The sequence below is a fragment of the Streptomyces halobius genome, assembly GCF_023277745.1.
In the GTDB taxonomy this organism is placed as follows: domain Bacteria; phylum Actinomycetota; class Actinomycetes; order Streptomycetales; family Streptomycetaceae; genus Streptomyces; species Streptomyces halobius.
The window spans coordinates 1,628,717-1,653,255 of sequence record NZ_CP086322.1 but is presented as its reverse complement, the minus strand read 5'-3'; the positions used below and the strand labels follow the sequence as shown (position 1 = coordinate 1,653,255).

General features: G+C 70.6%; 21 protein-coding genes. 19 read left to right on the top strand and 2 right to left on the bottom strand.

Features of this window, described 5'->3' with window-relative positions:
• Positions 1-453: 453 nt before the first annotated feature.
• The 17 genes from K9S39_RS07920 to K9S39_RS07840 all read left to right on the top strand — a co-directional run bounded on the left by K9S39_RS07920 (position 454) and on the right by K9S39_RS07840 (position 20,937).
• Positions 454-2,256 (top strand): DUF5941 domain-containing protein, encoded by a 1,803-nt coding sequence (locus K9S39_RS07920; protein ID WP_248868646.1) that lies wholly within the window; start codon positions 454-456, stop codon positions 2,254-2,256.
• Positions 2,253-2,990 carry a phosphocholine cytidylyltransferase family protein gene (locus K9S39_RS07915; protein ID WP_248862616.1) on the top strand — a complete coding sequence of 246 codons (738 nt, stop codon included), beginning with the start codon at positions 2,253-2,255 and terminating at the stop codon, positions 2,988-2,990. Before K9S39_RS07920 ends, K9S39_RS07915 begins: the two co-directional genes overlap by 4 nt.
• The gene (locus K9S39_RS07910) at positions 2,978-4,039 is read left to right on the top strand and encodes an iron-containing alcohol dehydrogenase family protein (RefSeq protein ID WP_248862615.1); all 1,062 of its coding nucleotides are present in this window, start codon (positions 2,978-2,980) and stop codon (positions 4,037-4,039) included. Before K9S39_RS07915 ends, K9S39_RS07910 begins: the two co-directional genes overlap by 13 nt.
• Complete coding sequence (locus K9S39_RS07905) at positions 4,017-4,796, top strand: CDP-alcohol phosphatidyltransferase family protein (RefSeq protein WP_248862614.1); 780 nt, start codon at positions 4,017-4,019, stop codon at positions 4,794-4,796. Before K9S39_RS07910 ends, K9S39_RS07905 begins: the two co-directional genes overlap by 23 nt.
• Positions 4,797-4,813: 17 nt before the next feature.
• On the top strand, positions 4,814-5,686 hold the full coding sequence (locus K9S39_RS07900; protein ID WP_248868645.1) for a glycosyltransferase family 2 protein: 873 nt from the start codon (positions 4,814-4,816) through the stop codon (positions 5,684-5,686).
• Between the two features lie 78 nt (positions 5,687-5,764).
• Positions 5,765-6,709 carry an ABC transporter permease gene (locus K9S39_RS07895; protein ID WP_248862613.1) on the top strand — a complete coding sequence of 315 codons (945 nt, stop codon included), beginning with the start codon at positions 5,765-5,767 and terminating at the stop codon, positions 6,707-6,709.
• Entirely contained in the window at positions 6,606-7,487 is an 882-nt protein-coding gene (locus K9S39_RS07890; protein WP_406707887.1) for an ABC transporter ATP-binding protein, read from the top strand. The genes K9S39_RS07895 and K9S39_RS07890 overlap by 104 nt, the downstream gene beginning before the upstream one ends.
• A gap of 408 nt (positions 7,488-7,895) precedes the next feature.
• Positions 7,896-8,801: a squalene synthase HpnC gene (gene hpnC / locus K9S39_RS07885; RefSeq protein ID WP_248868643.1), complete on the top strand. Its 906-nt coding sequence runs from the start codon at positions 7,896-7,898 to the stop codon at positions 8,799-8,801.
• Positions 8,798-9,751: a presqualene diphosphate synthase HpnD gene (gene hpnD, locus K9S39_RS07880; protein WP_248862611.1), complete on the top strand. Its 954-nt coding sequence runs from the start codon at positions 8,798-8,800 to the stop codon at positions 9,749-9,751. Before hpnC ends, hpnD begins: the two co-directional genes overlap by 4 nt.
• A 100-nt stretch (positions 9,752-9,851) precedes the next feature.
• Positions 9,852-11,312, top strand: a complete 1,461-nt coding sequence (gene hpnE / locus K9S39_RS07875) for a hydroxysqualene dehydroxylase HpnE (RefSeq protein ID WP_248862610.1) — start codon at positions 9,852-9,854, stop codon at positions 11,310-11,312.
• A 53-nt stretch (positions 11,313-11,365) separates the two neighbouring features.
• Positions 11,366-12,430, top strand: a complete 1,065-nt coding sequence (locus K9S39_RS07870; protein WP_248862609.1) for a polyprenyl synthetase family protein — start codon at positions 11,366-11,368, stop codon at positions 12,428-12,430.
• Positions 12,431-12,535: 105 nt separating this feature from the next.
• Complete coding sequence (gene shc / locus K9S39_RS07865) at positions 12,536-14,605, top strand: squalene--hopene cyclase (RefSeq protein WP_248862608.1); 2,070 nt, start codon at positions 12,536-12,538, stop codon at positions 14,603-14,605.
• The gene (locus K9S39_RS07860; protein ID WP_248862607.1) at positions 14,605-15,261 is read left to right on the top strand and encodes a phosphorylase family protein; all 657 of its coding nucleotides are present in this window, start codon (positions 14,605-14,607) and stop codon (positions 15,259-15,261) included. Before shc ends, K9S39_RS07860 begins: the two co-directional genes overlap by 1 nt.
• A gap of 5 nt (positions 15,262-15,266) precedes the next feature.
• Entirely contained in the window at positions 15,267-16,292 is a 1,026-nt protein-coding gene (gene hpnH / locus K9S39_RS07855) for an adenosyl-hopene transferase HpnH (protein ID WP_248862606.1), read from the top strand.
• Positions 16,293-16,424: 132 nt separating this feature from the next.
• Positions 16,425-18,308 (top strand): 1-deoxy-D-xylulose-5-phosphate synthase, encoded by a 1,884-nt coding sequence (dxs, locus tag K9S39_RS07850; RefSeq protein ID WP_248862605.1) that lies wholly within the window; start codon positions 16,425-16,427, stop codon positions 18,306-18,308.
• The gene (locus K9S39_RS07845) at positions 18,305-19,687 is read left to right on the top strand and encodes an aspartate aminotransferase family protein (RefSeq protein ID WP_248862604.1); all 1,383 of its coding nucleotides are present in this window, start codon (positions 18,305-18,307) and stop codon (positions 19,685-19,687) included. The genes dxs and K9S39_RS07845 overlap by 4 nt, the downstream gene beginning before the upstream one ends.
• A gap of 11 nt (positions 19,688-19,698) precedes the next feature.
• On the top strand, positions 19,699-20,937 hold the full coding sequence (locus K9S39_RS07840) for a serpin family protein (RefSeq protein ID WP_248862603.1): 1,239 nt from the start codon (positions 19,699-19,701) through the stop codon (positions 20,935-20,937).
• Between the two features lie 97 nt (positions 20,938-21,034).
• Here the strand turns inward: K9S39_RS07840 and K9S39_RS07835 are convergent, their stop codons facing one another.
• Complete coding sequence (locus K9S39_RS07835; protein WP_248868641.1) at positions 21,035-21,799, bottom strand: tyrosine-protein phosphatase; 765 nt, start codon at positions 21,797-21,799, stop codon at positions 21,035-21,037.
• Positions 21,800-22,123: 324 nt separating this feature from the next.
• Between K9S39_RS07835 and K9S39_RS07830 the strand changes: the two genes are divergently transcribed.
• Positions 22,124-22,951: an SGNH/GDSL hydrolase family protein gene (locus K9S39_RS07830; RefSeq protein WP_248862602.1), complete on the top strand. Its 828-nt coding sequence runs from the start codon at positions 22,124-22,126 to the stop codon at positions 22,949-22,951.
• Between the two features lie 119 nt (positions 22,952-23,070).
• Here the strand turns inward: K9S39_RS07830 and K9S39_RS07825 are convergent, their stop codons facing one another.
• Complete coding sequence (locus K9S39_RS07825; protein WP_248862601.1) at positions 23,071-23,532, bottom strand: ATP-binding protein; 462 nt, start codon at positions 23,530-23,532, stop codon at positions 23,071-23,073.
• A 136-nt stretch (positions 23,533-23,668) separates the two neighbouring features.
• Between K9S39_RS07825 and K9S39_RS07820 the strand changes: the two genes are divergently transcribed.
• Complete coding sequence (locus tag K9S39_RS07820) at positions 23,669-24,535, top strand: helix-turn-helix domain-containing protein (protein WP_248862600.1); 867 nt, start codon at positions 23,669-23,671, stop codon at positions 24,533-24,535.
• Positions 24,536-24,539: the final 4 nt, after the last annotated feature.

The following is a 24,539-nucleotide window of genomic DNA, read 5'->3' as shown; positions in this document are numbered from 1 at the left end:
TGCCGTGCGACTACGCGGCGCCGACGTGTTCGAACACGAGACGATCACGGGGCGGGCGACGGGCCGGACGGCACCGACCGGCCCGACGGTGCGTGCGGCCCCCGGCCCCGCATCCGGCATGGCTCTCGCCACACCTGCCACGGCACAACCCACCCACCCGTGACCAGCCCACTCATAACCGGCACCGGATCGGGCATCGCGGACGACCGCCAGTTGTTCCCGCCCCACCCGATCCACCATGATGATCGCGGCAGGCGCAGCCGTCGGTCACCCGATCGTGCGGTGAATGCGCGGTGAACGGCCCCATCCCGCGATCCGATAGCCTCTGCCGACGTGCCATCCCAGCCCCAGGGCCGAGGTGTGCCACGCCTGCTGCCCGGGTAGGCCGTATCGAATACGGATCGATTGCGGACTGACCCGTGCTGCCTGTCAGCTTCCAAGGAGTGAGTTCGTCTGTCGACCGCCATCCTCACCGGTCCGCCGGTAGCCGGGTCGCCGCTCGAAGGCGACCTGCGCACGCTGGGCTTCGACGTCCGCACGGCGAACGATCCGGCGTCCGTCGCCGAGCTGATCGCCGCGGTCCCCGCCCAGGAACGGGTTGCCGTGGTGGACCCCCGCTTCGTCGGCCATCCGCACGCCCTGCGGCTGGCGCTGACCGACCCGCGCTTCCCGGCCGCGGCCGTGCAGGGCGCGCTCACCGTGCGGCCCGAGGCGCGCGCCGCGCTGGTCCGCGCGGCCGGCCGGATCCCGGTCGGCGCCGGAACCGCCCACCTCACGGACGTCCTGACCGGCACGCTGACCGAAGCCCTCGACCGCGAGGACATCGGTCTGCACCACGTCGAGCTCGGCAGCCTGGTCGCCACCGTCGCCCTCACCCCGGCGCAGCGCGAAAGTGCCCGCGAGGCCGTCGCGGCCGTGGACGACGAGGCCGTACGGCTGCGCACCGCCGTGAAGTCCCGCGACGGCTTCTTCACGACCTTCTGCATCAGCCCGTACTCCCGCTACCTCGCCCGCTGGTGTGCGCGCCGCGGCCTGACCCCTAACCAGGTCACCACCGCGTCACTGTTCACCGCGCTGATCGCGGCCGGCTGCGCGGCCACCGGCAGCCGGGGCGGCTTCGTCGCCGCCGGATTCCTGCTCCTCTTCTCCTTCGTCCTGGACTGCACCGACGGGCAGCTCGCCCGCTACTCCCTGCAGTACTCGACGATGGGCGCCTGGCTGGACGCCACCTTCGACCGGGCCAAGGAATACGCGTACTACGCGGGCCTGGCACTGGGCGCGGCCCGTGCCGGGGACGACGTATGGGCGCTGGCGCTGGGCGCGATGGTGCTCCAGACCGTCCGGCACATCGTCGACTTCTCCTTCAACGAGGCGAACCACGACGCTTCCGGCAACACCAGCCCCACCGCGGCGCTCTCCGACAAGCTCGACAGCGTCGGCTGGACGGTCTGGGTTCGCCGGATGATCGTGCTGCCCATCGGCGAACGCTGGGCCATGATCGCGGTCCTCACCGCGCTCACCACCCCGCGTATCGTCTTCTACGCCCTGCTCATCGGCTGCGCGCTGGCCGCCTGCTACACCACGGCCGGCCGCGTCCTGCGCTCGCTCACGCGACGGGCACGCCGTACCGACCGGGCCGCGCAGGCGCTGGCGGACCTGGCCGACTCCGGGCCGCTCGCCGAGCTCGGCGCCAAGGGCCCGGCGGCGCGCGGAAGGATGACCGCCCTCCTGATGGCGCTGGCGGGTGTGGCCTTCCTCATGGCCCAGCTGACGTGGCAGCAGGGCGGCAGCTGGTGGCCGGTGCTCGGCGCGGCCGTCTACGCGGCCTTCTCCGGCGCCGCCGTCGCCCGCTCCCTGAAGGGCCCCCTGGACTGGCTGGTGCCGCCCCTCTTCCGCGTCGGCGAGTACGTCACGATCCTGGTGCTCGCGGCCCGGTCGGACGCGCACGGAGCACTGCCCGCGGCGTTCGGGCTGGTCGCGGCGGTCGCCTACCATCACTACGACACGGTCTACCGCATCCGCGGCGGCACCGGAGCCCCGCCGCGGTGGCTGGTCCGGGCAACCGGCGGGCACGAAGGACGCGTCCTTGCGGTCACCGTCCTCGCAGTCGCGCTGCCCCCCACAGGTTTCACGATCGCGCTGACGGCCCTCGCTGTGGCCCTGGCGCTGCTGGTGCTCGTCGAGAGCATCCACTTCTGGGTCACTGCCCATAAACGTGGTGCACCCGCCGTACACGATGAAGGAGAAACCGCATGATCGGCCTCGTGCTGGCCGCCGGCGCCGGACGGCGTCTGCGCCCCTACACCGACACCCTGCCCAAGGCTCTGGTGCCGGTCGACGGCGACACGACCATCCTCGATCTGACCCTCGGCAACTTCGCCGAGATCGGCCTGACCGAGGTCGCCATCATCGTCGGTTACCGCAAGGAAGCCGTGTACGAGCGCAAGGAGGCCCTGGAGCGGAAGTACGGCCTCAAGCTCACGCTGATCGACAACGACAAGGCCGAGGAGTGGAACAACGCCTACTCCCTGTGGTGCGGCCGCGACTCGATCAAGCACTCCGTGATCCTCGCCAACGGCGACACCGTGCACCCGGTCTCCGTCGAGCAGACCCTGCTCGCCGCCCGCGGCAACGGCCAGAAGATCATCCTCGCGCTGGACACCGTCAAGCAGCTCGCCGACGAGGAGATGAAGGTCGTGGTGGACCCCGACAAGGGCGTCCAGAAGATCACCAAGCTGATGGACCCGGCCGAGGCGAGCGGTGAGTACATCGGTGTCACCCTCATCGAGGGCGAGGCCGCCGCGGAGCTGGCCGACGCCCTGAAGACCACCTTCGAGCGGGACCCCGACCTCTACTACGAGGACGGCTACCAGGAGCTGGTCAACCGCGGCTTCAAGGTGGACGTGGCCCCGATCGGCGACGTCAAGTGGGTCGAGATCGACAACCACGACGACCTCGCGAAGGGCCGTGAGATCGCATGCCAGTACTGACCCGCCTCATCCCGTCCCCGGTCGTCGTCGACATCAACGCCGGCGCCCTGGACGACCTGGCGGGCCTGCTGGCCGATCAGCGCATCTCCGCGTCCGGCAAGCTCGCCATCGCGATCAGCGGTGGCTCCGGGGCACGGCTGCGGGAGCGGCTGACCCCCGCGCTGCCCGGCGCCGAGTGGTACGAGGTCGGCGGCGGCACCCTGGACGACGCGATCAAGCTCGCCGACGCCATGAAGAAGGGGCGCTACGACGCGGTCGTGGGCCTCGGCGGCGGCAAGATCATCGACTGTGCGAAGTTCGCCGCCGCCCGCATCGGCCTGCCGCTGGTCGCCGTCGCGACGAACCTGTCGCACGACGGTCTGTGCTCGCCGGTCGCGACCCTCGACAACGACGCGGGCCGCGGCTCCTACGGTGTGCCGAACCCGATCGCCGTGGTGATCGACCTCGACATCATCCGCGAGGCCCCGGTCCGGTTCGTCCGCTCCGGCATCGGCGACGCGATCTCCAACATCTCCGCGGTCGCGGACTGGGAGCTCTCGCACCGCGAGACCGGAGAGGACATCGACGGACTGGCGGCCGCCATGGCACGCCAGGCCGGCGAGGCCGTGCTGCGCCACCCGGGAGGCGTCGGGGACGACAGCTTCCTCCAGGTGCTGGCCGAGGGGCTGGTCCTCACCGGTATCTCGATGTCGGTCGCCGGCGACAGCCGCCCGGCCTCTGGTGCCTGCCACGAGATCAACCACGCCTTCGACCTCCTCTTCCCCAAGCGGGCGGCGAGCCATGGCGAGCAGTGCGGCCTGGGTGCCGCGTTCGCCACGCATCTGCGCGGGGACAAGGAGACGTCCGCGCTGATGGTCGAGGTGCTCCAGCGGCACGGCCTGCCGGTCATGCCGGGCGAGATCGGCTTCACGGACGCGGAGTTCGTCCAGGTCGTCGAGTTCGCCCCGAGGACCCGCCCCGGCCGTTACACGATCCTGGAGCACCTGGACCTGTCCACCGACGAGATCAGGGACGCATACGCCTCCTATGCCAAAACCATCAGTAGCTGAACTCCGCCCGGTCGTTCACCCCGAGGGCGTGAAGGACCGGCGCAGCGGTGAGCACTGGGCCGGCCGGCTGTATATGCGCGAGATCTCGCTGCGCGTCGACCGGCACCTGGTGAACACGAAGGTCACGCCCAACCAGCTGACCTACCTGATGACCGTCTTCGGCGTCCTGGCCGCCCCGGCGCTCCTGGTGCCGGGGATCCCCGGCACCGTGCTCGGCGTGCTGATGGTCCAGCTCTACCTGCTGCTCGACTGCGTCGACGGCGAGATCGCCCGCTGGAAGAAGCAGTTCTCGCTCGGCGGCGTGTACCTGGACCGCGTCGGCGCCTACCTGTGCGACGCCGCGGTCCTGGTCGGCTTCGGTCTGCGCGCCGCCGACCTGTGGGGTCCGGGACGGATCGACTGGCTGTGGGCCTTCCTCGGCACCCTCGCCGCGCTCGGCGCCGTTCTGATCAAGGCCGAGACCGACCTTGTCGGTGTCGCCCGGCACCAGGGCGGGCTGCCGCCGGTCGAGGAGGCGGCGTCCGAGCCGCGCTCGTCAGGCCTGGCGCTGGCCCGCAAGGCCGCCGCGGCGCTGAAGTTCCACCGGCTCGTCCTCGGGATCGAGGCGTCCCTGCTGATCCTGGTCCTGGCGGTGCTCGACACGGTCAGGGGGGACCTGTTCTTCTCCCGCCTCGGCGTCGCCGTACTGGCCGGCATCGCGCTCGTCCAGACCCTGCTCCACCTCGTGTCCATCCTGGTTTCAAGCAGGCTCAAGTGACCAACACCGCTCAGAACCTGAAGGTCGGCGCGGTTGTCCTCACCATGGGCAACCGCCCCGAGGAGCTGCGCGCGCTGCTGGACTCGGTCGCCAAGCAGGACGGCGACCGGGTCGAGATCGTGGTCGTCGGCAACGGTTCGCCGCTGCCCGAGCTGCCCGAGGGGGTACGGACCGTCGAGCTGCCGGAGAACCTCGGCATCCCGGCGGGCCGCAACGTCGGTACAGAGGCGTTCGGGCCCGGCGGCAGCGAGGTGGACATCCTGCTCTTCCTCGACGACGACGGGCTGCTGGCCAGGGAGGACACCGCGGAGCTGTGCCGGGAGGCGTTCGCCGCGGACCCCGACCTCGGCATCATCGGCTTCCGGATCGCCGACCCGGACACCGGCGAGACCCAGCGCCGGCACGTACCGCGGCTGCGGGCCGCCGACCCGATGCGGTCCTCCCGGGTCACCACCTTCCTCGGCGGCGCCAACGCCGTCCGCACGAAGGTGTTCCAGGAGGTCGGCGGGCTGCCGGACGACTTCTTCTACGCCCATGAGGAGACGGACCTGGCCTGGCGGGCCCTGGACGCGGGGTGGCTGATCGACTACCGGTCGGACATGCTGCTGCTGCACCCGACCATGGCCCCCAGCCGGCACGCGGTCTACCACCGGATGGTGGCGCGCAACCGCGTCTGGCTGGCCCGCCGGAACCTGCCCGCCGTACTGGTTCCGGTCTACCTCGGTGTCTGGTTTCTGCTCACGCTCGCCCGGCGCCCCTCGTGGCCCGCGCTGCGGGTCTGGCTGGCCGGCTTCAAAGAGGGCTGGACGACCCCGTGCGGTCCCAGGCGCCCCATGAAGTGGGCTACGGTTTGGCGACTGACCCGACTGGGACGCCCTCCCGTGATCTGACAAGCTCGTATCTGAGAGCATCGGCCGCGAACCGGGGCGTGGCCCCGGCAGCGCACCTTGAGGACGAAAGTGTCAACTGTGAGCGAGACAACGCATGACGGCGGTGTCGCGGTGACCGCGACACCGTCGCCAGATGACGGGCTCTCCCGGGCCGAGCTGGCCGCCAAGTACGGGCTGGCCCAGAGCGGCGCACGGCCCGGACTCTTCGAGTACGTTGGCCAGCTCTGGGACCGGCGCCACTTCATCCTCGCCTTCTCGCAGGCAAAGCTCACCGGGCAGTACAGCCAGGCGAAGCTCGGCCAGCTGTGGCAGGTGGCGACGCCGCTGCTCAACGCGCTGGTCTACTTCATGATCTTCGGCCTGCTGCTCGGCGGCCGGGGCGGGATGGACATGAGGACGTACATCCCGTTCCTGGTGACGGGTGTCTTCGTCTTCACCTTCACGCAGAGCTCCACGCTCTCCGGCGTGCGGGCGATCTCCGGCAACCTGGGCCTGGTGCGGGCGCTGCACTTCCCGCGTGCCTCGCTGCCCATCTCGTTCTCGCTGCAGCAGCTCCAGCAGCTGATGTTCTCGATGATCGTCCTGGGCCTGCTGCTGGTCGGTTTCGGCCACTTCCCGCGCTGGTCCTGGTTCCTGATCGTCCCCGTCCTGGCGCTGCAGTTCTTCTTCAACACCGGCCTCGCGATGATCATGGCGCGGCTCGGCAGCAAGACCCCCGACCTCGCACAGCTGATGCCGTTCATACTGCGCACCTGGATGTACGCGTCCGGCGTGATGTTCCCGCTGCAGTACATGCTCAGCAAGGCCCACGCCCCGGGCTGGGTGGCGGACGTGCTGCTCGCCAACCCGGCGGCCGTCTACATGGACCTGATGCGCTTCGCCCTCATCGACGGCGTCGAAGGGAACAGCGCGCCCGGGCATGCCTGGTCCCTCGCCGCCCTCGCCCTCGGCTGGGCACTGCTGCTCGGCATCGGCGGGTTCATCTACTTCTGGAAGGCAGAGGAGCGCTACGGCCGTGGCTGAGCAGAACAACGGGACGCCCTCGCACATCCCCACGGTCATCGCGGACGAGCTGCACGTCGTTTACCGCGTCAACGGCGGCAAGGGCGGCAAGGGCAGCGCCACCGCGGCGCTGAGCCGCATCCTCCGGCGCGGCGAGTCCCCGGGCGTACGCAAGGTGCACGCGGTCAAGGGCGTCTCCTTCACCGCGTACCGGGGCGAGTCGATCGGCCTGATCGGTTCGAACGGTTCCGGCAAGTCGACGCTCCTCAAGGCGGTGGCCGGACTGCTCCCCGCGGAGCGCGGCACGGTCTACACCCACGGCCAGCCCTCGCTGCTGGGTGTGAACGCGGCCCTGATGAACGATCTGACCGGTGAGAAGAACGTCATCCTCGGCGGCCTGGCGATGGGCATGTCCCGCGAACAGGTCCGCGAGCGCTACGACGGTATCGTCGACTTCTCCGGCATCAACGAGAAGGGCGACTTCATCTCGCTGCCGATGCGCACGTATTCGTCCGGTATGGCGGCCCGGCTGCGGTTCTCCATCGCGGCGGCCAAGGACCACGATGTGCTGATGATCGATGAGGCACTGGCCACCGGCGACCGCAAGTTCCAGAAGCGCTCCGAGGAGCGCATCCGCGAGCTGCGCAAGGAGGCCGGCACGGTCTTCCTCGTCAGCCACAACAACAAGTCGATCCGCGATACCTGTGACCGGGTGCTGTGGCTGGAGCGGGGCGAGCTCCTGATGGACGGTCCGACGGACGAAGTGATCAAGGCGTACGAAAAGGAGACGGGCAAGTAGCCCGTACCGCGTCCGAAGGCCCCGCGAGCCCGGCTCGCCGGGGCCTTCGAGCGTTAAGAGGTGGTCAACTCGTCCGGCTCCGGGAACAGTTGAGGCACTTTTGATGTTGACCGGATCGTTGTCCGGAGCTTCGGTACCCGCTCGGACGCGGACGAGATGCACGGCGTAAGCTGTACGGGTACTGAACAGCACAAGTGGTATAAGTCGGGCGATGTTCACCCGGTCGTGCGGTGGAAAGCCCGGCCAGGGCGCGTGGCGGCCTGCGGCGTGTCCGAAATGGGATGCTTTGACTTGGCGGTGTAGAACGGGAGACGTGACGGCAATGGCTACTGGTTCGCTCCGGCTCCGAAACGTGCCGGGCAGCCCCCGGTGAGCAAAGGGAGGCGCAGCGTCTTCAACAGGCGGGCGGTGGTCTCCGGCGGGCCGGCGGACGCCCAGTCGCGCACCGTACTCGACCAGGCCGCACACGAGAACTTCCCGGTGGCGCCGTTCTTCCTGCCCCGCGCCTGGCGCGCCGACCTGATGGCCGTCTACGGCTTCGCGCGGCTCGTCGACGACATCGGTGACGGCGATCTCGCACCCGGCGGCGGCGATGCCGTACTGCTCGGCCTGGAGCGCGCGCAGAGCGAGAACCGCCCCGCGATGCTGGACGCGCTGGAGGCCGACCTGCACCGCGTCTTCAGCGACCGCGCTCCCGGCCCCCGGCATCCACTGATGCGCCGCCTCGGCCCGACCGTCCGCCGTCACGCCCTGACCCCCGAGCCCTTTCTCGGCCTGATCGAGGCGAACCGGCAGGACCAGCGGGTGTCCCGCTACGGCACCTACGGCGACCTGGTCGCTTACTGCGAGCTCTCCGCCAACCCCGTCGGCCGGCTGGTCCTCGCCATCACCGGCACCACGAGCCCCGAACGCGTCCGGCGGTCGGACGCGGTCTGCACCGCGCTGCAGATCGTCGAACACCTCCAGGACGTGGCCGAGGACCTCCGCCGGGACCGCGTCTATCTCCCCGCCGAGGACATGAAACGCTTCGGCGTCACCGAAGCCGATCTGGCCGCCCCGAGCGGGGGCGCATCGGTGCGCGCACTGATCGCGTACGAAGCGGAACGCGCCCGTGAGCTGCTGAGTGAAGGCGCCTCGCTGGTGGGTAGCGTCCACGGCAGACTCAAGCTGTTGCTGGCCGGCTTCGTTGCCGGCGGACGCGCCGCACTCCAGGCGGTCGCGGCCGCCGATCACGACGTACTCCCTGGACCGCCCAAGCCGACCACGCTCAGCCTGCTGCGTGAGGTGGGGGCGACATTGCGAAGAGAGGGGTGAGCCGGACCGTGGAGGCAACCGCACCCGCGTCCGCGCCGGTGCTCGCTGCATATCGCTACTGCGAGGCCATCACCGGGCAGCAGGCCCGCAACTTCGCCTACGGCATCCGGCTGCTGCCGACCGACAAGCGACAGGCCATGTCGGCGCTCTACGCCTTCTCCCGCCGTATCGACGACATCGGCGACGGCACTCTGCAGCCGACCGCCAAACACGAGCGCCTGGAGGAGACCCGGGCGCTGCTGACCCGTATCAAGGACGGCCGGATCGACGAGGACGACACCGACCCGGTCGCCGTCGCGCTGGCCGACGCCGCCCGCCGTTTCCCGCTGCCGCTCGGCGGCCTCGACGAGCTGATCGACGGCGTGCTGATGGACGTCCGCGGCCGGACGTACGAGACCTGGGACGACCTGAAGGTCTACTGCCGCTGTGTCGCCGGGGCCATCGGCCGGCTCTCGCTGGGCGTGTTCGGCACCGTGCCGGGCGCGCCGGACGCCGAACACGCCTCCGAGTACGCCGACACGCTCGGGCTCGCCCTCCAACTGACCAACATTCTCAGGGACGTTCGCGAGGACGCGGGCAACGGCCGCAGCTATCTGCCCGCCGAGGACCTCGCCAAGTTCGGCTGCGCGGAAGGCTTCCACGGCCCGGTCCCGCCGCCCGGCTCCGACTTCACCGGCCTGGTGCACTTCGAGGTCAGCCGCGCCCGCGCGCTGTTCGCCGACGGCTTCCGGCTGCTGCCGATGCTCGACCGGCGCAGCGGTGCCTGTGTGGCCGCGATGGCCGGCATCTACCACCGTCTGCTGGCGCGGATCTCCGCCGACCCCGGGGCGGTGCTGCGCGGCCGGGTCTCGCTGCCCGGCCGGGAGAAGGCATTTGTCGCGGTGCGCGGACTGTCGGGGCTGGACGCCCGCGCGATCGGCCGCAGGCAGGCCGTCAGGAGGCGCGGATGATGCGCCGCGCGGCGAACGACGGCGGGGACCCCGCATCGGTGCGGCGGGCAACCCTCCCCCGGACGACTGCGTCCAAGACTCACGTATGGGGGGAGAACGTATGACATCGGGAGCCACCCGGCACGACCTGCACCGCACCCCGTCGTCCGGCCGTCGCGAAGGGCCGACGGCGGTGGTCGTCGGCGGCGGGCTCGCGGGCACCACGGCCGCGCTCGCGCTGGCCGGCGCCGGCCTGCGGGTCACCCTCGTCGAGGGCCGGCCCCGCCTGGGCGGCCTGGTCTTCTCCTTCCGCCGTGACTCCACCGCGGGCCAACTGACCGTCGACAACGGCCAGCACGTCCATCTGCGCTGCTGCACCGCGTACACCGGATTCCTGGAGCGGATCGGTGCCGCGCATCTGGTGCCCCTTCAGGACCGTATGGACGTACCGGTCCTGGACGCCGCACGGATGCGGCTCGGCCGGCTGCGCCGCACCGCGCTGCCCGTCCCGCTGCACCTCGCCAGGAGCCTGGCCGGCTACCCGCACCTCTCGCCGGCCGAGCGGGCCGGCGTCGTCCGGGCCACCCTCGCGCTCAAGGGCCTGGACCCGGCCGATCCCGCCCTGGACGGCGTGGACTTCGGCACCTGGCTGCGCCGGCACGGCCAGTCGCCCCGTGCGGTCGAGGCCCTGTGGGACCTGGTCGGTGTCGCCACCCTCAACGCCACCGCCGACGACGCGTCCATGGGGCTGGCCGCCAAGGTCTTCAAGACCGGACTCCTCTCCGCGCCGGGCGCCGCCGACATCGGCTGGGCCCGCGTCCCGCTCGGCGAGATCCACGACACCCTCGCTCGCACCGCCCTGGAGAAGGCCGGCGTCCGGGTCGCGCTGCGCACCCGCGCCGGCTCCGTCACCCGCGCCGACACGGGCGGCTGGCAGGTCGCGGTGGACAACGGCCCGCACGGCGGCGAGCTGCTCGCCGCGGACACCGTCGTCCTCGCCGTACCGCAGCGCGAGACGCACGCCCTGCTGCCCGACGGCGCCCTGCCCGGCCGGGACCGGCTGCTGGACATCGGGACCGCGCCGATCCTCAATCTGCACGTCGTCTACGACCGCCAGGTGCTGCGCCGCCCCTTCTTCGCCGCGGTCGGCTCTCCCGTCCAGTGGGTCTTCGACCGTACGGAAGCCTCCGGGCTGGCCGCACGTCCCGAAGGGGCGGGCTGCCAGTATCTGGCCGTCTCGCAGTCCGCCGCCCAGGACGAGATCGACCAGCCGGTCGCCACGCTCCGCGCCCGCTATCTCCCCGAGCTGGAGCGGCTGCTGCCCGCCGCCCGGGGCGCCGGGACCCGCGACTTCTTCGTCACCCGCGAGCGCACCGCGACCTTCGCGCCCGCCCCGGGCGTCGGCAGGCTCCGCCCCGCCGCCCGCACTCAAGCTCCCGGCCTGTTCCTGGCCGGCGCGTGGACCGCCACCGGGTGGCCCGCGACCATGGAAAGCGCTGTTCGCAGTGGCCTCACCGCCGCTCGCGAGGTACTCACCGAACTCGGCTGCCCCCAGGGCCGGTTGCCCCAGGAGGCGGCATGACAACGGAAACGCGCACTCGCACGAGCACGAGCATCGGAAACAGAGGAGAAACCGTGCATCCGGCTTCCCCAGCTATCGACACCGAGAGCGTCACCGCGCTGCTGGAGCGCGGGCGGACACTCGCCACTCCCGTGCTGCGTGCCGCCATCGACCGGCTCGCTCCTCCCATGAACACCGTCGCCGCCTACCACTTCGGCTGGATCGACGCCGAGGGCCACCCCGCCGCGGGCGACGGCGGCAAGGCCGTACGGCCCGCGCTGGCCCTGCTGTCCGCGGAGGCCGCGGGCCAGGCCCCCGAGGCCGGCATCCCCGGCGCGGTCGCCGTCGAGCTGGTGCACAACTTCTCGCTGCTGCACGACGACCTCATGGACGGCGACGAACAACGCAGACACCGCGACACCGTCTGGAAGGTGCACGGCCCGGCGCAGGCCATCCTGGTCGGCGATGCGCTGTTCGCCCTCGCCAACGAAATACTGCTGGAGCTCGGCACCGTCGAGGCCGGCCGGGCCACCCGCCGGCTCACCCTGGCCACCCGCAAGCTGATCGACGGCCAGGCCCAGGACATCTCCTACGAGCACCGCGAGCGGGTCACCGTCGAGGAGTGCCTGGAGATGGAGGGCAACAAGACCGGCGCGCTGCTCGCCTGCGCCGTCTCCATCGGCGCGGTCCTCGGCGGCGCCGACGACCGTACCGCCGACACTTTGGAGAAGTACGGCCACCACCTCGGCCTCGCCTTCCAGGCGGTCGACGACCTGCTCGGTATCTGGGGCAACCCGGACGCCACCGGCAAGCAGACCTGGAGCGATCTGCGGCAGCGCAAGAAGTCGCTCCCGGTCGTCGCCGCCCTGGCCGCCGGCGGACCGGCCTCCGAGCGTCTCGCCCACATCCTCGCCGCCGACGCGAAGAAGACCGAGACGGAGATCGCCGACTTCACCGAGGAGGAGTTCGCCTCCCGGGCGGCCCTGATCGAGGAGGCCGGCGGCCGCGACTGGACCTCCCAGGAGGCCCGCCGGCAGCACGCCACCGCCGTCGCCGCGCTCAACGACGTGGAGATGCCGGAACGGATCCGGGCGCAGCTCGTCGCGCTCGCGGACTTCGTCGTCGTACGGGAGAGATGATCACCATCGGAACGTAACTGTTCGCAGTCGCCGGCCGGTGCCGGACAGGCGCCGGCCGACGGAATCCCTGAGCACGCTTCACAGTTCACTGCAGAAGGGGAAACCATGAGAGCGACGACCGACGGAAGCACCGGGGCGCTGCCGCCCCGGGCCCCTTCGGCCGGCGAGACCACCGCCGGGAAGAGCGGGACGACCGAAGACGGACGCTCCGCCGCAGCGCCGGACCCGGAAGCCGCCGCAGAGCGTGCGGTCGGCCGGGCCACCGCCCACCTGCTCTCCCGCCAGGACTCCGCGGGATGGTGGAAGGGCGACCTCGAAACCAACGTCACGATGGACGCCGAGGACCTGCTGCTCCGTCAGTTCCTGGGCATCCAGGACCCCGAACTCACCGAGGCCGCGGCCCGCTTCATCCGCGGCGAGCAGCGCGGGGACGGCACCTGGGCGACCTTCTACGGCGGGCCCGGCGACCTCTCCACCACCATCGAGGCCTATGTGGCCCTGCGGCTCGCCGGGGACGCCCCGGACGCCCCGCATCTGGCCAAGGCGTCCGCCTGGATCCGCGAGCGGGGCGGAATCGCCGCCTCCCGCGTCTTCACCCGTATCTGGCTGGCGCTCTTCGGCTGGTGGAAATGGGAGGACCTCCCCGAACTCCCCCCGGAACTCATCTACTTCCCCAAGTGGTTCCCGCTCAACATCTACGACTTCGGATGCTGGGCGCGGCAGACGATCGTGGCGCTGACCATCGTCTCCGCGAAGCGCCCGGTACGCCCGGCGCCGTTCGCCCTCGACGAGCTGCACACCGTCCCTCCCGTCGCCCACCACCACCCTTATCGGAAGGCGCTGCGCGCCCTGTTTGATCGCAAGCCCCGGCCGCCCCGCCCGCTCGCCCCCGTGACCAGCTGGGACGGCGTCTTCCAGCGGCTGGACAAGGCGCTGCACGCCTACCACAGGGTCGCCTCGCGCACGCTGCGCGGCGCCGCGATGCGCTCCGCCGCCCGCTGGATCATCGAACGACAGGAGAACGACGGCTGCTGGGGCGGCATCCAGCCCCCCGCCGTCTACTCCGTCATCGCCCTGCACCTCCTCGGCTACGACCTCGACCACCCCGTGCTGCGTGCCGGACTGGAGTCGCTGGACCGTTTCGCCGTATGGCGCGAGGACGGCGCCAGGATGATCGAAGCCTGCCAGTCCCCGGTCTGGGACACCTGCCTGGCCACCATCGCGCTGGCCGACGCCGGACTGCCCGCCGACCACCCGCAGCTGGTCAAGGCGGCCGACTGGATGCTCGCCGAGCAGATCGACCGGCCCGGCGACTGGACCGTCCGCAAGCCCCAACTACCTTCCGGGGGCTGGGCGTTCGAGTTCGAGAACGACAACTACCCGGACATCGACGACACCGCCGAGGTGGTGCTGGCGCTGCGCCGGGTCGCCCATCCGGATCCGCGGCGGGTCGACGCCGCGGTACGCCGCGCGGTGCGCTGGAGCGTCGGCATGCGGTCCAGGAACGGCGCCTGGGGCGCCTTCGACGCCGACAACACCAGCCCGTTCCCCAACCGCCTGCCGTTCTGCGACTTCGGGGAGGTCATCGACCCGCCGTCGGCCGATGTCACCGCCCATGTCGTCGAGATGCTCGCCGACGTCGGCCGTACGCACGACCCGGTCACCCGGCGCGCCGTCGACTGGCTGCTCGCCGAGCAGGAGCCCAGCGGCGCCTGGTTCGGCCGCTGGGGCACCAACTACCTCTACGGCACCGGATCCGTGCTTCCCGCGCTCGCCGCGGCCGGTATCCCCGGCTCGCACCCCGCCGTCCGCAGGGCCGTCGGCTGGCTGGAGCAGGTGCAGAACGACGACGGCGGATGGGGCGAGGACCAGCGGTCCTACCAGGACAAGGAGCGATGGGCCGGGCGCGGCGCGTCGACCGCCTCGCAGACCGGGTGGGCGCTGATGGCGCTGCTCGCGGCCGGTGAGCGGGACAGCGACGCCGTACGGCGTGGCGTGCGGTGGCTGGCCGGGACCCAGCGCGCGGACGGTTCCTGGGACGAGCCGTACTTCACCGGCACGGGCTTCCCCTGGGACTTCTCCATCAACTACCACCTGTACCGCCAGGTCTTTCCGCTGACCGCGCTGGGCCGCTATGTCAACGGCGGACCGACCGTCTCGACACAGGGGGCCTGATGCCGAGACGGCCCCCGCCGGACGCGGATCCGCCGCTGCTGGTCGCCTGTGCGCTCGGCATCGAGCGGTTCGCGCTCCGGGGCGGTGGCCGTGGCGGAGCAGGCCCGCCCGTCCTCACGCTCCGCACCGGAATGGGGCCGCAGGCGGCGGAGCGTGCCCTGGCGAAGGCGCTGCGCGAGGGCTGCGCCACCGCGCGTTCCCCGGTCGTCGCCAGCGGCTTCTGCGCCGGGCTCGCGCCGGGGATGCGGCCCGGGGACGTCGTCGTCGCCGAGGCCACCCGCGACCACCGGCCCGCCGCGCCCGATGTGATCTGCCGTGACAACGGTCCGCTGCTACGGGGCCTGCGGCAGCGCGGCCTGACCGTGCACACCGGTCTGCTGCGCGGCTCCGATCATGTCGTCCGCGGCGCGGAGCGGGCCGCGCTGCACGCCGCCGGAGCCGTCGCGGTGGATATGGAGTCCGCCGCGACGCTCCACGCGGCGGTGCGTGCCGGCCCCCGTCCGGTTGCCGCCGTCCGGGTGGTCGTGGACGCTCCGGAACATGAACTCATGCGCATCGGCACCGTGCGCGGGGGAATATCGGCCTTCCGTGTGCTGCGCTCCGTTCTTCCTGTCCTTTTTGCCTGGCACCGTTCTTTGCAGCTCTCCAGGAGGTGAGCCAGATGGCAATGCCGCTCCGTCAGACCATCCGGGTCGGGACCTATCTCTTTGAACAGAAAGTGCTGCGACGGCGCGAGAGGTTTCCGCTCATCGTGGAACTCGAACCGCTCTTCGCCTGCAACCTGAAATGCGAGGGCTGCGGAAAGATCCAGCATCCGGCGGGCGTCCTCAAACAGCGGATGCCGGTGGCACAGGCGGTCGGCGCGGTGCTGGAGTCCGGCGCCCCGATGGTCTCCATCGCCGGCGGCGAACCCTTGATGCATCCGCAGATCGACGAGATCGTACGGCAGTTGGTGGCGAAGAGGAAGTATGTCTTCCTGTGCACGAACGCGGTATTGCTGCGTAAGAAGATCGATAAATTCACCCCTTCGCCGTTTTTCGCGTTCGCGGTGCACATCGACGGGATGCGGGAGCGGCATGACGAATCCGTCGCGAAGGAAGGCGTTTTCGACGAGGCGGTGGAGGCGATCAAGGAGGCCAAGCGGCGCGGCTTCCGGGTCACCACCAACTCCACCTTCTTCAACACCGACACCCCGCAGACCGTCATCGAGGTCCTCAACTTCCTCAATGACGACCTCCAGGTCGACGAGATGATGCTGTCGCCCGCCTACGCCTACGAAAAGGCCCCCGACCAGGAGCACTTCCTGGGCGTCGAGCAGACCCGGGAGCTGTTCAAGAAGGCGTTCGCGGGTGGCAACCGCGGCCGCTGGCGGCTCAACCACAGCCCGCTCTTCCTCGACTTCCTGGAGGGCAAGGCGGACTTCCCGTGCACCGCCTGGGCGATCCCCAACTACTCGCTCTTCGGCTGGCAGCGCCCCTGCTACCTGATGAGCGACGGCTATGTCCCGACGTACCGGGAGCTCATCGAGGAGACCGACTGGGGCAAGTACGGCCGCGGCAAGGACCCGCGCTGCGCCAACTGCATGGCGCACTGCGGCTATGAGCCCACCGCCGTCCTGGCCACCATGGGCTCCCTCAAGGAGTCCCTCCGGGCCGCCCGGGAGACCGTCGGGGGAAACCGCGGGTGAGGCCGGAGCGGTGGTGAGCCGGTGCACCGGGGCTCCCGGTGTCCCGGCCCGGCCGCCGGACATGTGCGGGCAACCCCAGGGCGCACCGCCCCCGACATCACCATCAGCTGAACCAGTAGAGGGGGACCGATCATGACGATGCTGGAGCACATCCGCGATCCGCGCGACCTCAAGGCGCTGCCCGAGGGCCGGCTGGACGAACTCGCCGAGGAGATCCGCCAGTTCCTGGTGCGGGCGGTGGCCCGCACCGGCGGCCATCTGGGGCCCAACCTGGGCGTGGTCGAGCTGACCATCGCCCTGCACCGGGTCTTCGACTCGCCCGCCGACCGCATCCTGTGGGACACCGGGCACCAGTCCTACGTCCACAAGCTGCTCACCGGTCGGCAGGACTTCTCCAAGCTGCGGGCCAAGGGCGGGCTGTCCGGCTACCCCTCGCGTGCCGAGTCGGACCACGATGTGATCGAGAACAGCCATGCCTCGACGGTGCTGGGCTGGGCGGACGGCCTCGCCAAGGCCAACCAGGTGCGCGGCAAGGGCGACCACGTCGTCGCGGTGATCGGTGACGGGGCCCTCACCGGCGGCATGGCCTGGGAGGCGCTCAACAACATCGCCGCCGCCAAGGACCGCCCGCTCGTCATCGTCGTCAACGACAACGAGCGCTCCTACGCCCCGACCATCGGCGGCCTCGCCAGCCACCTCGCCACTCTCCGCACCACCGACGGCTACGAGAAATTCCTCTCCTGGGGCAAGGACGTCCTCCAGCGCACCCCGGTCGTCGGACAGCCGCTCTATGAATCGCTGCACGGCGCCAAGAAGGGCCTCAAGGACTTCATCGCCCCGCAGGGCATGTTCGAGGACCTGGGCCTGAAGTACGTCGGGCCGATCGACGGGCACGACATCGCGGCCGTCGAATCCGCGCTGCGCCGCGCGGCCGGCTTCCACGGGCCGGTGCTGGTGCACTGCCTGACCGAGAAGGGCCGCGGCTACCGGCCCGCCCTGGAGGACGCCGCGGACCGCTTCCACACCGTCGGCATGATGAACCCGCTGACCTGCGAGCCCGTCGCCCCGCCCAGCGGCCCCTCCTGGACGTCCGTCTTCGGCGACGAGATGCTGCGGATCGGCGCCGAGCGCCCGGACGTCGTCGCCGTCACCGCGGCGATGCTGCAGCCGGTCGGGCTGGGGAAGTTCGCCGCGGCGTACCCGGACCGGGTGTGGGACGTGGGCATCGCCGAACAGCATGCCGCGGTGTCGGCGGCGGGGCTGGCCACCGGCGGGCTGCATCCGGTCGTCGCCGTCTACGCCACCTTCCTCAACCGCGCCTTCGACCAGGTCCTGATGGACGTCGCGCTGCACAAGTGCGGTGTCACCTTCGTCCTCGACCGGGCCGGTGTCACCGGTACGGACGGCGCCTCCCACAACGGCATGTGGGACCTGTCGGTGCTGGGCGTCGTACCGGGACTGCGGATCGCCGCGCCGCGCGACGCCGACCAGCTCCGCGCCCAGCTGCGGGAATCCCTCGACGTGGACGACGCGCCGACCGTCATCCGGTTTCCCAAGGAGTCGGTGGGCGAGCCGATCGGAGCGGTGGAGCGGATCGGCGGCGTCGATGTGCTGCACCGCGCGCCGGAGCCGGAGGTGCTGCTGGTCGCGGTCGGGGCGATGGCGCCCGTGTGTCTGCGGGTCGCCGAGCTGCTGGAGGCGCGCGGCATCGGAACGACGGTCATCGATCCGCGCTGGGTCAAGCCGGTGGACGACGCCATCGTCCAACTCGCTGCGCAGCACACACTGGTGGCCGTCGTGGAGGACAACAGCCGTAAGGGAGGCGTGGGTGCGATGGTCGACCAAGCGCTCCGCGACGCGGACATCGATATGCCGCTGCGCACCTTCGGCATTCCCGAGCAGTTTCTGCCGCATGCCAGGCGCGGCGAGTTGCTGGCCGACCTGGGCCTCACCCCGGCCGAGATCGCCGGCCGGATCAGCGGTGTGCCGGCCGCCCGTAAGGAGAACCCCTCGTGACCGGATTCGACCTGGCCAAGCTGCTCGCCGAACGCGGCGGCGAGCGCTACGACCTGTACACCCGCCACCTCAACCACCAGCTCCCGCGCATGCTGCACACCATCGGCTTCGACAAGGTCTACGAACGGGCCGAGGGCGCCTACTTCTGGGACAGCGACGGCCAGGACTATCTGGACATGCTCGCCGGATTCGGCGTGATGGGCCTCGGCCGCCATCACCCGGTCGTCCGGCAGGCGCTGCACGACGTGCTGGACGCCGGTCTGCCCGATCTCACCCGCTTCGACTGCCAGCCACTGCCCGGTCTGCTCGCCGAGAAGCTGCTGACGTACGCACCCCACCTGGATCGCGTCTTCTTCGGCAACAGCGGCACCGAAGCCGTGGAGACCGCCCTGAAGTTCGCCCGCTACGCTACCGGCAGACCGCGCGTCCTCTACTGCACCCACGCCTTCCACGGCCTGACCACCGGCTCGCTCTCCGTCAACGGCGAGGACGGATTCCGGGACGGCTTCGCTCCGCTGCTGCCCGACACCGCCATCGAGCTGGGCGATCTGGCGGCGCTGGAGCGGGAGGTCACGCGCGGTGACGTGGCGGCGCTGGTCGTCGAGCCGGTCCAGGGCAAGGGCGTACTGCCCGCCCCGCCCGGATTCCTCCGCGCCGCCCAGGAGATGCTGCACCGGCACAAGGCCCTGCTGATCGCCGACGAGGTGCAGACCGGCCTCGGCCGCACCGGCGACTTCTTCGCCTACCAGTACGAGGACGGCGTCGAACCGGACCTGGTCTGTGTGGCGAAGGCACTCTCCGGCGGCTATGTCCCGGTCGGTGCGACGCTCGGCAGGGACTGGATCTTCAAGAAGGTCTACTCGTCCATGGACCGGGTGCTGGTGCACTCCGCCAGCTTCGGCGCCAATGCCCAGGCGATGGCGGCCGGTCTCGCGGTGCTCACGGTGATGGCGGACGAGGACATCGTCGCCAACGCCCGGCACACCGGGGACCTGCTGCGTTCCCGGCTCGCCGCGCTGGTCGACCGGTACGAGCTGCTGCATGACGTCCGCGGCCGCGGCCTGATGATCGGCATCGAGTTCGGCCGCCCCAAGTCCCTTGGACTGCGGAGCCGTTGGACGATGTTGCAGGCGGCCCGCAAGGGGTTGTTCGCGCAGATGGTCGTGGTGCCGCTGCTGCAGCGGCACCGCATCCTCACTCAGGTCTCCGGCGACCATCTTGAGGTCATTAAGCTGATCCCACCGCTGATCATCGGCGAACGGGAAGTGGACCGGTTCGTCCAGGCGTTCACGGCAGTCATGGACGACGCCCACGGGGGCGGCGGCCTGATGTGGGACTTCGGGCGGACGCTGGTGAAGCAGGCGGTCGCCCACCGCTGACGACATGGTGGATGCGATGGTCTCCCCCGGTCTCCACTTCGTTCGACCGGGAGGGGCCCCATGACAACAGCACGGGCCGTCAACGACATGACGGCGCGCTGGGCGCGGTGGGGGAGCGCGGCACCGTACTGACCGCCGCCGGTGTCTGGCCGCTGCTGGCGCTGCTCGCCGGGCCCGCGGCCGGACCGGCCCGTAAGGAGCCGGCCGAGGCACTCGGCACCGACGCGGACCGCGCCGTGCGCGAAGGATGCGAGCTGCTGGGCGCGCTGGACGCGGCGGACGGCGTCGATGCCGCGCTGGGCCTGTGGACCCGGCGCGTACTGGCGCTGCGGCCCGAGTGGCTGACCGGTCTGCCGCTGGACCTCCACGGCGAACTGACCGGCGACGCCTCCGCGGACCAGAACGCGCTGGACGCCTGGGCACAGCGGCACACCGACGGCCTGATCGAGCGGATGCCGGTACGGGTGACCCCCGACATGCTACTCGTTTTGGCGAGCGCGCTGCTGGTGCGCACCACTTGGGCGGAGCCGTTTCGGGAGAGTCCGCTGCGGGTGACCGAAGGCCCGTGGGCAGGACAGGAGTTGACCGGTCTGCACCGCTACCGTACGGCCGCGGAGCAGGTGCGGGTGCACCACACTCCGGCCGGTCCGCTGACCGCCTTCGATGTCCCGGGGGACAACGGCCTGGCCGTGCGGCTGCTGCTCGGGCCGGAGGACATGACGGGTGGCGAGGTGCTGCACCACGGCCTGGCGGCGCTGGGCGGCGGGTACCGGACGGTGCCCGGTGCGGAGCTCCCCGAAGGCGCCGGGCCGGGGCTGACGGTGACAGAGATGGCGAGCTGGGGACGGCACACCGCGGGCGGATCTGGCCACCGTAGGTTCGCTGTCGCGGCCGAACACGATCTGCTGGAGCGGGCCGGGCTCTTCGGGCTCGAAGCGGTCATGGACAACTCGTGCGGGCACTTCCCGGGCCTCAGCGAGACGCCGCTCGCGGTGTCGACCGCCCGGCAGACGGCGACCGCGACGTTCGGGCCGCTCGGGTTCCGGGCGGCCGCCGTCACGGCCGTGACGGCGGGCGTCGCGGGCGTGCCGCCGACCCCGCCGTACCAGGCCCGGCTGGTGTCGGCCCGCTACGACCGGCCGTTCGGCTTTCTCGCGGTGCACCGGGCGTCGGGGCTGGTGCTGGTCGCGGGATGGGCGACGGATCCGGACGGGTGGGACGGCCGGCCGGTGGGCCCGGGTATGTGGTGAGGCGCCCGGTCCGATGACGCGGAACAGCCCGATGACGCGGAACGGCCCGGTGGGGGATCCACCGGGCCGTCCGTCAGAGAAGGTGTGGCCTTGCCGGTCAGCCGGTCAGCAGCTGCGCGCGCAGCCGCTCGCGGGTCTCGGCCGTCAGCTTCAGGCCCTCGGTGAGATACGTCTCCGTCGAACCCCAGGTCTCCTCGATCGAGTCGAACGCGGCCGCGAGATATTCCGTGTGCGCCCCGAACAGCGGCGACAGCAGCTCCATGACCTCCTGGGACATGCCGACCGCGGAGTTGTCGGAGCGACGGATCTTGTAGCGGCGGCTGGGGTCGTTGGACTTGAGGTAGTCGGCCTCGATGGCGTCCCGCTCCACACCGACGGCGAGCAGGGTCACGGCGATCGACAGACCCGCACGGTCCTTTCCGGCGGCGCAGTGCATCAGCGCCGGGACGCTGTCCTCGGCGAGCGTGTGCAGCACACGACTGTGGTCCGCCGTGCGGGTGGTGATGATGTGGCGGTAGGTGCTGGTCATACGGGCCGCGGCCTTGCCGTCACCGAGCGCGGGGCGCAGCTGGTCCAGCTCGCCGTCGCGCACCATGGCCCAGAACTCCGCGCCGTCGGCCGGATCGGTGAGCGGGATGTTCACATTCCGTACACCGGGGAGCACGACATCGGGGCCCTCCATCTTGATGTCCGAGGCATTGCGGAAGTCGAAGATGGTGTGCAGCCCGAGGCCGGCGAGAAACGCGGCGTCCGACTCGGTCGCGTGCGCGAGGTGGCCGCTGCGGAACAGCCGTCCGTGCCTTATCCGACGCCCGTCCACCGTCGGCAGCCCGGCCAGATCGCGGAAGTTGCGCACCTCCATGAGCTCGGGCTCGGTCGACGGGATCTGCGGCGTCTGCGTCACGGGCGCTCCTCGGGGGTCGGCCGCCGACGCTGATCGTCGACAGGCGGGCCACCTCCGACCATACGACATTCGCGCAAGGGGCAATCAGGCCGTAATGGCGGTGAGATACGCCGCGTAGCCATGTGTGTCGTACGCCGGAGTCATCGCTGAACGGCCAAGGGAGCCGCTCTTGACCGTTTATTATTCCAACTTGGTGAGAATTTGACCGGGTGGCATTAATCACCCCCCGTCAACCCCTGGTTACGGTGGCGTAAGTCACTTCTCGCAGTGAAGTATGTCCTGGTGGCAGACGATTCGAAGAACATGAAAAGCGGCGCCGTAAGCGCCATCGAGTCGTACGCAGCCGTCGGGGACAGCTTCACCGAGGGGGTCGGGGATCCCGGCCGTGACGGGGCGTACATCGGTTGGGCGGACCGGCTGGCGGTCCTTTTGTCGGACCAGCGGGACGAAGGCGAGTTCCGCTACGCGAACCTGGCCGTCCGGGGGCGGCTGCTGGGCCAGATCGTCGAGGAACAGGTGCCCCGGGCGAAGGAGCTGGCTCCCGACCTGGTCACGTTCTGTGCCGGCGGCAATGACATCCTGCGACCGGGCTCGGATCCGGACGCGGTGGCCGAGCGCTATGAGCTGGCCGTCGCCGAGCTGCGAAAGTCGGTCGGCACGGTACTGCTCTGCACCGGCTTCGACACCCGAGGCGTCCCCGTACTCAAGCATCTGCGGGGCAGGATCGCGACGTACACGGCACATGTCCGCGCCATCGCGGACCGGCACGACTGCCCGGTCCTCGACCTGTGGTCGCTCAAGTCGGTGCAGGACCGCCGGGCGTGGAGCGATGACCGGCTGCATCTGTCCGCCGACGGGCACACCCGGGTGGCGCTGCGCGCTGCGCAGGTGCTCGGTCTGCGGGTGCCGGCCGACCCGGACCAGCCGTGGCCCCCGGAAGCGGAGCGCTCGGCGGCGGAGGCCCGGCGGGACAACATCCACTGGGCGCGGGAACATCTCGTCCCGTGGATCGGACGCCGGCTGCGTGGTGAGTCCTCCGGCGACCATGTCGAACCCAAACGGCCCGATCTGCTGCCCCTTGTAGGGACGGGAGATCTGCTGTCCCTGTAGGGACGGATGATCTGCTGCCCCTGTAGGCGCGAACGGCGATAACCCGATAACGCGGGCCGCGAGAGGCCCGGCACGACGACGTGAGGCCCCGGCTTCCGCCCAGATGGCGGAGCGGGGCCTCAGTGCGCCGCGGCGGAATACGGCAGATCCGCCCAGACGGTGCAGCCGAGGCCGCTGCCGTGGGGCCGGGACCCCCAGCTTTCGGACAGCGCGCCGACGAGGAACAGCCCTCGCCCGCACTCCTCGTCCACGCTGCGGGGCCGGACCTGCGGGACCGATGTGCCCCCACCGCCCTCGTCCGTGATCTCGATGCGTATATGCGCGCCGACGAGGGCGAGCTCGCAGCCGACCTTCTCGCTGCCGGTGTGCCGTACCGCGTTGGTGAACAGCTCGGTCACCACCAACTCCACGTTGTCGCGGACTTGTTGATCCGCGCCCCATGCACGCAGCAGCGCGCTGACGCGTCTGCGCGCCTCGGGAACGGAGGTGCGCAGCGCCGGCAGATGGAACGCGTCCTGCGGGTGCTCGGCGACAAAGCCACCGCAGCCCCCTAACAGGGGAGCGTTGTTGGAGGAAGCCACTCCGTAACTATGTGCGATGTTGGTCTCCGATGGCAAGGATCACTCTGTAATTTGCAGAATCAGATATGCACTCTGTTCGTGTAGGTGATGGCATGACACACTGCTGATCACTGAAGCTGGTTGGAGGGGATCGGACGTGGCGGATCCACGGTCGGCAGGGGCGCCGACCGTCCTGCGGGTGGTGCTGGGCAAGCGACTGCAGGACCTGCGCGAGAAGGCGGGACTGTCCTTCGAACGGGCCGCCAAGGCCCTCGATGTGACACATGCCACGGTGCGACGTATGGAGAAGGCCGAGGTCGGCCTCAAGATCCCCTACGTCGAGAAGCTGCTGGCGACCTACGGCGTCACCGACCAGGAAGAGATCGACGGCTTTCTCTCCCTCGCGCGCGAGGCCAACAAGCCCGGCTGGTGGCACAACTTCCGGGACGTCCTGCCCGAGTGGTTCAGCGCGTTCGTCAGCCTGGAGAGCGAGGCCAACCTCATCCGGGCGTACCAGCCGCACTACGTCCCCGGGCTGCTGCAGACCGAGGACTACGCCGCCGCCGTGCTGCGGGCCGGCATGCCGCACGCCCCCGCCGAGGACATCGACCGCATCGTGGCGCTGCGTCTGGAGCGGCAGACCCTGCTGACCCGCGAGAACGCGCCGACGCTGTGGGTGGTCATGGACGAAACCGTGCTGCGGCGCCAGATCGGCGGCCCCAAGGTGATGCGCGACCAGATCACCCGGATGATGGAGGCCACGGCCCTGCCGAACGTCCGGCTGCAGCTCATGCCCTTCGCCGCGGGGCCGCACCCCGCGATGTACGGGCCGTTCCACATCTTCCGTTTCCCGATTCCGGAACTCCCGGACATCGCGTACGCGGAGAGCCTCGTCGGCGCCGTGTACTTCGACCAGCGCAACGACGTCTCGCAGTTCCTGGAGGCCCTGGACCGGATGTGTGCGCAGGCCGCGCCGGCACACACCACCGAGGCCATACTGGGTGGCTTTCGCAAGGAGATCTGACCCC

Coding starts and splice junctions, on each gene's coding strand:
- K9S39_RS07915 (WP_248862616.1), top strand. CDS start 2,253: ATGATCGGCCTCGTGCTGGCCGCCGGCGCCGGACGGCGTCTGCGCCCC.
- K9S39_RS07910 (WP_248862615.1), top strand. CDS start 2,978: ATGCCAGTACTGACCCGCCTCATCCCGTCCCCGGTCGTCGTCGACATC.
- K9S39_RS07905 (WP_248862614.1), top strand. CDS start 4,017: ATGCCAAAACCATCAGTAGCTGAACTCCGCCCGGTCGTTCACCCCGAG.
- K9S39_RS07890 (WP_406707887.1), top strand. CDS start 6,606: ATGCCTGGTCCCTCGCCGCCCTCGCCCTCGGCTGGGCACTGCTGCTCG.
- hpnE (WP_248862610.1), top strand. CDS start 9,852: ATGACATCGGGAGCCACCCGGCACGACCTGCACCGCACCCCGTCGTCC.
- shc (WP_248862608.1), top strand. CDS start 12,536: ATGAGAGCGACGACCGACGGAAGCACCGGGGCGCTGCCGCCCCGGGCC.
- K9S39_RS07860 (WP_248862607.1), top strand. CDS start 14,605: ATGCCGAGACGGCCCCCGCCGGACGCGGATCCGCCGCTGCTGGTCGCC.
- hpnH (WP_248862606.1), top strand. CDS start 15,267: ATGGCAATGCCGCTCCGTCAGACCATCCGGGTCGGGACCTATCTCTTT.
- dxs (WP_248862605.1), top strand. CDS start 16,425: ATGACGATGCTGGAGCACATCCGCGATCCGCGCGACCTCAAGGCGCTG.
- K9S39_RS07840 (WP_248862603.1), top strand. CDS start 19,699: ATGCGATGGTCTCCCCCGGTCTCCACTTCGTTCGACCGGGAGGGGCCC.
- K9S39_RS07835 (WP_248868641.1), bottom strand. CDS start 21,799: ATGGAGGTGCGCAACTTCCGCGATCTGGCCGGGCTGCCGACGGTGGAC.